At 76.7% G+C, this 7,597-nt stretch carries 7 protein-coding genes and 1 pseudogene; 3 read left to right on the top strand and 5 right to left on the bottom strand.

Going from position 1 to position 7,597, the window contains the following annotated elements:
• Window positions 1–13 precede the first annotated feature (13 nt).
• Window positions 14–562 (bottom strand): helix-turn-helix domain-containing protein, encoded by a 549-nt coding sequence (locus ACFV6I_RS17980; RefSeq protein ID WP_380426272.1) that lies wholly within the window; start codon window positions 560–562, stop codon window positions 14–16.
• 93 nt (window positions 563–655) lie between these two features.
• On the opposite strand from ACFV6I_RS17980, the gene ACFV6I_RS17975 reads away from it, so the two are divergent.
• Window positions 656–1,498 (top strand): alpha/beta fold hydrolase, encoded by an 843-nt coding sequence (locus ACFV6I_RS17975; RefSeq protein WP_380426270.1) that lies wholly within the window; start codon window positions 656–658, stop codon window positions 1,496–1,498.
• A gap of 76 nt (window positions 1,499–1,574) precedes the next feature.
• Here ACFV6I_RS17975 and ACFV6I_RS17970 read toward each other — a convergent pair whose 3' ends face one another.
• From ACFV6I_RS17970 to ACFV6I_RS17955, 4 genes and pseudogenes are all read right to left on the bottom strand, one after another.
• Window positions 1,575–2,624, bottom strand: a complete 1,050-nt coding sequence (locus tag ACFV6I_RS17970; protein ID WP_380426274.1) for a lanthionine synthetase LanC family protein — start codon at window positions 2,622–2,624, stop codon at window positions 1,575–1,577.
• Window positions 2,625–2,928: 304 nt separating this feature from the next.
• Window positions 2,929–3,756 (bottom strand): annotated as a pseudogene (locus ACFV6I_RS17965) (serine/threonine protein kinase); the annotation flags it as partial.
• 529 nt (window positions 3,757–4,285) lie between these two features.
• Window positions 4,286–4,453, bottom strand: a complete 168-nt coding sequence (locus tag ACFV6I_RS17960) for an SflA family class IV lanthipeptide (RefSeq protein ID WP_167745841.1) — start codon at window positions 4,451–4,453, stop codon at window positions 4,286–4,288.
• A 223-nt stretch (window positions 4,454–4,676) separates the two neighbouring features.
• A complete protein-coding gene (locus ACFV6I_RS17955; RefSeq protein ID WP_380426268.1) occupies window positions 4,677–5,339 on the bottom strand; it encodes a helix-turn-helix domain-containing protein in 663 nt (220 codons plus the stop codon).
• A 282-nt stretch (window positions 5,340–5,621) separates the two neighbouring features.
• Here ACFV6I_RS17955 and ACFV6I_RS17950 point away from each other — a divergent pair, with 282 nt between their 5' ends.
• Both ACFV6I_RS17950 and ACFV6I_RS17945 read left to right on the top strand, forming a co-directional pair.
• Window positions 5,622–6,482 carry an NAD(P)H-binding protein gene (locus ACFV6I_RS17950; RefSeq protein WP_380426266.1) on the top strand — a complete coding sequence of 287 codons (861 nt, stop codon included), beginning with the start codon at window positions 5,622–5,624 and terminating at the stop codon, window positions 6,480–6,482.
• A 234-nt stretch (window positions 6,483–6,716) separates the two neighbouring features.
• Window positions 6,717–7,529, top strand: coding sequence for a slipin family protein (locus ACFV6I_RS17945; RefSeq protein ID WP_380426264.1), 813 nt, complete (start codon window positions 6,717–6,719; stop codon window positions 7,527–7,529).
• Window positions 7,530–7,597: the final 68 nt, after the last annotated feature.

Raw genomic sequence — 7,597 nt, 5'->3', positions numbered from 1 at the left:
CCGCCGTTTCGGGCTACTCCACCGGGGACGGGCCCACGGCGGGGAAGAGGATCGGGCTGAGCAGGTACGGCTCCCGGCCCGGCGCCGGCCCGTTCGCCAGCCGAGGTGCCAGGACGGCCCGCAACTCGCCGCTGAGCTCCGCGAGTTCCGCCGGGTCGAGCCAGAACGTGCCCTGCCGGTAGGCCACCCCCTGGGCGGCCGGGTCGGCGTCCTCGCGGTCGAGGTAGGCGTTGAACTCGGCGATCAGGACGGCCATCGCGGCGGCGAAGCCCCGGCGGTGGTCCTCCCGCGTCATCGCGGCGGCCGCGGCGTCGTCCACGACCGGGCGGTCCTCGCGCAGCCGGTAGTGCCGCTCGACGGCGCCGCGCACCCGGCGCTCCTCGGCGACCTCCAGGAAGCCGGCCTCCGCGAGCAGCGCGACGTGCCGGTACACCGTCACCTTCGACACGCCGGACAGCCGCTCGCACAGCTGCGAGGTGGTGAGCACCTGCCCGCCGGCGAGGGCGTGCACCACGCGCAGGCGCACCGGGTGAAGGAGGAGGTCTACCGCATCGAGGTCCATTGCCCAACGATTTCACAGTCGCTATCATTATCAAAGATGAAAACAGTGCGTCCGGGAGACGACCCGGATGCCGATTCCCAGGGGGGAAGCACCATGCGCCAGGCGAACGGGCGGGCCATCACCGTCAACGGGCGATCGATCCACGTCGAGGAATCCGGCCACGGCACGGACGTCGTGCTCTTCGAGTCGGGCCAGGGCCTCGGCCGCGCCTCCTGGGACCCGGTCCTGCCGCTGCTCGCGGACCGTGCCCGGCTGGTCGCCTACGACCGGGCCGGCTTCGGCCGCAGCGCCCGCACCGACGCCCCGCTCGACCTCGACGACCTGGCGGCCGACCTGGTCGCCCTCGCCGAGGCCGTCGCCCCCGACCGGTTCGTCCTGGTCGCCCACAGCATGGGCGGCCTGGTCGCCCGCCTCGCGTACCAGCGCCTCGCGCCCCGGCTGCGCGGCATCCTGATGGTCGACACCACACCGGAGACCGCGCCCGCCTTCGACGCCATCGACCAGATCGCCCGCCGCGTCGACCGCACGCTCGCCATCGCCCAACCCCTGGTCCGCAGCCGCCTGGTGGCCCGTCTGCTCAGCGGCACCGCCCGCCGGGTCTTCCCCACCGACACCTACGAGACCATGCTCGCCGAGGACTTCGTCCCGGCCGGCCTCGCCCAGACCCGCCGCGAATTCCGCGCCGTCGCGGCCGCCGTCCCCCGGCTGCGCGCCGAACCCCCGGCACCCCCCGGCTGCCCGACCGTCCTGCTGTCCGCCGACCGCCCCCGCCGAGGCGGCGAACGCACCCACCCCGCCCTCCAGGAACACCAGCGCCGCTGGACCGAAACCCTCCCCGACGGCCGCTACGAGACCGTCGACGCCGGCCACTTCATCCAGGGCGAGCGGCCCGACGTGGTCGCCGCCCGGATCCGCGAACTCCTCGACCGCAGCTGAGCGGTGGGCCACCGGGCGTCGGTCGACCGGCCGCAGAACGTCCGCCCGTCCGACCCGATCGCCGGCCTCGGCCGGTTCAGGCCGACGGCAGCAGTCCGGGCACCGGGCCGCCGCGACGGGACAGCCGGCGCAGGAAGGTCAGCACTCCGGGTGTCCCGACCGCCCAGGCGCGGGACTCGGCGGTCGGGTCGCCGCCGGGGAAGACCGGGCGGCCCGCCGGCCCGCCGGCCCGGGTGAGGAGCAGGGCTGCCAGTTGCTCCGCCGCGTGCCAGTGGCGGGGGTCGCCGGTGGCCGTGGCGAGGTCCACGAGGAGGTCGCCGACTCCGGCCAGACCGCAGCAGCGGACCACCAGGGCGGTGCGCGGGGCGAGCGTCCGGCAGGTGTCGGCCGCGTCGGCGGCCAGGGCGAGGAGGGCGTCGTCGCCGTACTGGATCCCGGCCTGGACGAGGACCGTGCCGAGGCCGGCCAGGCCCCGGCACCAGGAGAGGTAGCGGCGGGTCGCCCCGGGCCGCAGGGCGGCCGCGTTGAGGCGGGGGAGGTCGGCGGCGAGTCCGTCGACGATGCGGCGGGCGGTCCGGCAGGACGCCTCGTCCGGCCGGGCGAGCAGGAAGTGGGCGACGCCCGCGCGGCCGTGCGCGAAGCCCTCGGCGAGGGCGGCGGTGCCGGGGTTGGGCGCCTCGCCGGGGTCGTCGAGGGGCCGGGCGGTCAGTGCCGTGGCGCACGCGGCGGCCGCCGCGAGGTGCCGGTCGGTGTCCCGGCCGAGGGCGGCGAGCAGCAGGTGGGCGGTGCCGAGCCCGGCCGCGCCGGCGATCTGGTCGGCTCCGGCGGGCTCGTGGTGGCGGAGGTACGGGGACTTCGTACCGGGCGGCGCCGTGCCGAGGGTGGCGGCGCTCTGGGCGAGGAACAGGTCGGCGCCCGCCCGGCCCTGGTAGAGCGAGCCGTCGAGGCGGTCGAGCGCCGGGTGGGCGGCCGTCCAGTCGGCCAGGGCGGTGGCGGCGGCTCGGGCGTCGGGGCGGTCCGCGTGCTCCAGCAGTTCGAGGCCGAGGCCGGCGGCGCCGTCGTAGAGCGACAGCAGGGTGCGGGGTTCGCCGACGCGCGGGTCGGTGGCGACCAGCTCGCGGGCCATCCGCACGCAGGTGCCGACGGTGTGGTCGACGGCCTCGTCGAGCGGGGCCCGCCGCGGGGCCGGCGCGCGCGCGGGCGGGGGGGGGGGCGGGCGGGGGGCCCCCCCCCCGCCGCGCGCGGGGGGGGCCGGCGCGCGTCCGGGGCCGGGGGGTGGGGCCGCGCCCCCGCCGGGGGGCGCCCCGCCCCGCCCCGCCGCGCCGGGGGCCGGGGGGGCGGCCGGGCGGCTTCCCCTCCCGCAGGCCGGCGGCGGCGGCCGCGCGCCAGGCCCGGTCCGGGCTCACCAGGCCCGCGACCAGGGCCACCGCGGAATCCGCCGAGTCCGAAGGCCCGGGGAGGGCCGCGCGCAGGCAGGCCAGGGTGCGGTCGCGGTTGGTCGCCGGGTCGGGGTCGATCACCACCGGGTCGAGTCCGGTGAGGGCGTGGTGGAGCGTGGTGCCCAGCGCGTAGTAGTCCTCGGTGGGGTCGGTCCCGGTGGCGCCGGGCAGCCCGTAGCCCGCCGTGGCCCCGGGCGGGCGGGCGCCGTCGAGGGCGCTGACGCCGAAGTCGACCAGCGAGCAGCGGCCGACGGCGTCCAGCACCACGTTCGCGGGTTTCAGGTCGCAGACCACCACGCCGCGCGCGTGCACCGCGTCCAGGATCCGCAGCAGTCCGCGCGCCAGGCGCCACCAGTCGCGCCCGCCGGTGCCCGGCCGCAGGTCGTACGGGCCCGCGGCGAGGACGTCGCGCCGCAGGTCGCGCGGCCCGCACGCGCCGCTGACCAGGTACTCGTCGGCGCCGTGCCGGAAGTAGTCGACCAGCGGCGGCACCCCGGGCACCCCGGCCAGGGCGGTGAGCACCCGGCGTTCGTGCCGGAGCCGGCCGCGCGCGTCGGTGCCCGCGCCGTCCTCGCCGACGTGGGCGCGGGCCTGTTTGACCACCACCTCGCGCCCGGTGGCGAGTTCGACCGCGCGGTAGACGTGGCCGTTCGGCGAGCGGGTGATCCCGGCGGTGATCCGGTACCGGCCCTCGCCGACCCGGGTGGTCGGCGGCCGGGCGGCGGCCGCGACGGGCGCGAACGGGTCGCTCGCCCAGGGCGGTTGGCGGTAGCGGGCTTCGGCCAGGCCGGGGAAGACCGCCCCGTCCGGGCCGGTCATGCCGTAGTCGGCGGCGTCGTCCGTGACCCGGAACAGTCCGTAGCGGTAGTAGACCGGCGCGTCCGGCCGGAGCCGGAGGTCGCTCACCACCCGGGGCCCGGCCCAGCCGGCCAGCGCCCGGGCCAACTCCGTTCCCAGCGCGACGAGGTCCGCCTCGTCCGGGTAGACCGTGACGGCCTTGCCCACGGCCGCGGGGCCGCGCAGCCCGCTGTTGAGCTCCCGCAGCACGGCCGCGCCCGCCGCGAACTTCGCGTCGCAGGTGCGGCGCAGCAGGATCGGGACCACCGCGTCCAGCAGCTGCGGGAGTTGGCCCTGCCGGGCGGACAGGTGGAGCTTCCAGCCGTGGGCGCGCGCCGGCATCCGCGGGTCCTGGAGGTACCACCAGTGCCCGTCGGTGTGCAGCGGGCGGCGCGGGCCGGGCGCGGCGGCCGCCAGGTCGGCGACCCGGCGCCGCAGGGCCTCGGCGGAGCCGGGGTCGGGTGGTGTGGTCATCGCTCCACCCTCCCCCGGTCCGCTTCCTCGGTACGGGTCAGCAGTCCACGGCGCAGTCGAAGCGCGTCGGAACGTAGGTGACCCACGGGTCGGCGAGACACGCGACCGGGGCGAGGTCCGCGTCGTGCTCGTCCTCGAAGACGATGGCGTCCTCGTCGATGTCCAGCAGGCCTGCGTCGCGGATCTCGGTCACCACTGCGCTCATGGGTGGTTCCTCCCTTGGGGGTTGGACCTGCTCTTGCGGATCACGCCGGGCGCGCGGGACACCTGGGCACGCTGATCCGACGTGACCCGCAAGAGGGGGCCTGGGCCGGTGTTCCTTGCGGTTGGCGCCTCATGCTAGCCACGCCGACCGGTCCGCGACAGGGGTACGACAACGCCAACTCGGCCGCTCAGCACCGCGATTCCCGGCGACCGGAACGGACCGTTCAGTCACTCACCAGGCGGCGGCCGGTGATCTCGTCCGGGCTGATCCGGATCCAGCAGGTCCGGTCGCCGCCGGCCCAGGGGATCGCGCCGGGGAGACCGACCAGGTGGTGCAGGGCTGCGGGGTCGTGCACGTGGTGGGCGGTGCCGAGGAGGAGGACGCTCCAGCCCCGGCCGAGGTACTCGTCGATGTGGTCGATCTGGAAGGAGAGCGCGGTGCCCTCGGCCGGGGCGCCGCGCTCGGTGGTGCGGTAGGCGATGGTGCCGTCGTCGACGACGTAGTTGACGGGGACGACGACCGGGCCCGGCTGGAGCGGCAGGGCGATGCGTCCGACGCCGTGGGTGCCGATCAGCTCCCAGCACTCGGGTTCGGTGAGGCCGAACAGCCGCGGGTGCGGGCCGGGGCCGCCCTGGCCGGGCGGGGCGTCGGCTCGGCCTTCGAGCAGTTCGCCGCGGCTGAGGCCGAGTGCGGCGGCGATCCGGACGAAGCCGCCGGGGTCGAAGGCCGGTCCGGCTTCGAGCAGGTAGTGCAGGTAGCGGGGGGCCATGGCCGCCTGGTGGGCGAGGTCGTCCTCGCTGAGGCCGAGTTGTTCGCGCCGCTCGGCGATCCGGCCGGCCACGGCGGCGGGTTCGGCCCGGTCGACGGCGTCAGGGGTGTCGTTCACGGTGGTGGCTCCTCGGCTTGCCGGCGGGTGCCCGGGGTCGCGCCCGGCGTCGTGTCCCGGTCGTGTCCGGGCGGTGACCAGGCCGGATCCATCCAAGCGCCCGGCGTGCGCCAAGTCGAGGAACGGCGGGGCGCCGTGCGTGTCGGCGCGGGGCGAACCGTGGCCGGCCCACCCGACCGACCCGAGCCCGGCGGGCCCGACCTTGATCGGCTCCGCCCCGCCTGCGATCATCGCGCTGACGTCGAATCAGGTCGGCGTCCGCTACGGGGAGGAGTGCCATCCGTGATCGTTGTGACGGGTGCCACCGGTACGGTCGGGTCGAAGGTGGTCGTGGGGCTGCGCGAGCGCGGCGAGGCGGTGCGGGCGCTGGTGCGCGCCGGTTCGCCGGGCCCGGCGGAGTGGGACGACGCGGTCGAGCGGGTGGCCGCCGACTTCTCGGACCCGGCTTCGCTGGACGCGGCCCTGGCCGGGGCCGACGTCGTCTACCTCCTGGTGGCCGTCCACCCCGAGATGGCCACCCACGAGCGGAACGTGATCGACGCGGCCGTGCGCACCGGCCGGCGGCCCCGGATCGTGCTGCACGCGGCGGCGGGCGTCGAGCAGCGGCCGGAGGGCGTCCGCTTCGTGGGCGCGCACGTCAGCGGCCTGGACCACCTGCGGGCCTCCGGGCTGCCGTGGACGGTCGTGGCGCCGAACGGCTTCCACCAGAACGTCCTGGGCATGGCCGCGGGCGTCCGGGCCGGCACCCTCGCGGCGCCGGGCGGCGAGGGCGCGGTGTCGTACGTGGACGCCCGGGACGTGGCGGCGGCCGCCGTCGAGGTGCTGGCGACCGAGGGCCACGAGGGCGCGGTCTACACCCTGACCGGCCCGGAGGCGCTGTCGCACGACGCCTTGGCCGAGCGGCTCGCCGCGGTCGCGGGCCGCCCGGTGGCGTACACCGCACTGGCGCCCGAGGCGGCCCTGGCCGGAATGCTCGACGCGGGCTGGGACCAGTGGCGCGCCGAGGGCATGGTCGAGCTGTACGGGCTGTACGCGGCCGGGTACGCCGCCGCCGTCAGCCCCGACGTGGAGAAGCTCACCGGCCGCCCGGCGCGCTCCTTCGCCGAGTTCGCCGCCGAGCACGCGGCCGCCTTCGCCGGCTAGGCAAGAGGGTTCCAGGACGCCCGTGGCGCGCGCCACGGGCGTCCGTCCGCCGACGCCGGGGTGGCGCGGTCGCGCCGGACCGGCGGAGTGGACGGCCCGTCAGGATCCCCGGCGCACGCGGCTGTCGATCCCCGCGGCCGGGGCGCATACTGTCCTGCGCGGCTCGCACCCGCGCGACAGGGCCCGCTCAGGACCCGGCCCGGGCTGCGCCGCTACGGGGAAGGTCGGACGAACGTGGCAATTGTCGTTCTCGTCGTCGTGCTGGCGCTGTTCTGGCTGATCACCGGCGTGCGGGTGGTGCAGCAGTACGAGCGCGGCGTGGTGTTCCGGCTCGGCCGGGTGCGCGAGCAGGTCCGCCAGCCGGGCCTCACCCTGCTGGTGCCGGTGGTCGACCGGATGCGCAAGGTCAACGTCCAGGTCGTCACCATGCCGGTGCCCGCCCAGGAGGGCATCACCAAGGACAACGTCTCCGTCAGCGTCGACGCCGTGCTGTACTTCCGCGTCGTCGATCCGGTCAAGGCCACGGTGGACGTCCAGAACTACTCCTTCGCGATGCTCCAGGTCGCCCAGACCTCGCTGCGCTCGATCATCGGCAAGAGCGAGCTGGACGACCTGCTCTCCGGCCGGGAGAACCTGCACCAGGGGCTGGAGATCATGATGGAGAGCCCGGCCACCGGGTGGGGCGTGCACATCGACCGGGTGGAGATCAAGGACGTCAGCCTGCCCGACTCGATGAAGCGCTCGATGGCCCGCCAGGCGGAGGCCGACCGCGAGCGCCGGGCCCGGATCATCACCGCGGACGGCGAGTTCCAGGCCGCCGCCAAGCTCGCCGAGGCCGCCGTCACGATGTCCGAGACCCCGGCGGCGATGCAGCTGCGGCTGCTGCAGACGGTGGTCGAGGTCGCGGCGGAGAAGAACTCGACGCTGGTGCTGCCGTTCCCGGTGGAGCTGCTGCGCTTCTTCGAGGCCTCAGCCGCCCGGGCCGCCGAGGCGGGTTCCGCGCCGGCGCCCGCCGTCCCGGCCCAGGCGCCGTCCGACGCGGGCTGACGGCCCGCCCGCCCGACCACCGGCGGGCCGGGGGCCGCCCCGGACCGGCCGGCCGCCCGCGCTCGGGC

Origin of the sequence: Kitasatospora sp. NPDC059803, from assembly GCF_042732255.1 — a bacterium.
Lineage (GTDB): Bacteria > Actinomycetota > Actinomycetes > Streptomycetales > Streptomycetaceae > Kitasatospora.
This window is presented reverse-complemented; position numbering and strand designations above follow the sequence as displayed.

Excerpts from the sequence above, each read along its gene's own strand:
- ACFV6I_RS17960 (WP_167745841.1), bottom strand. The coding sequence starts at position 4,453 with ATGAGCGCAGTGGTGACCGAGATCCGCGACGCAGGCCTGCTGGACATC.
- ACFV6I_RS17970 (WP_380426274.1), bottom strand. The coding sequence starts at position 2,624 with ATGGCCCGCGAGCTGGTCGCCACCGACCCGCGCGTCGGCGAACCCCGC.
- ACFV6I_RS17980 (WP_380426272.1), bottom strand. The coding sequence starts at position 562 with ATGGACCTCGATGCGGTAGACCTCCTCCTTCACCCGGTGCGCCTGCGC.
- ACFV6I_RS17975 (WP_380426270.1), top strand. The coding sequence starts at position 656 with ATGCGCCAGGCGAACGGGCGGGCCATCACCGTCAACGGGCGATCGATC.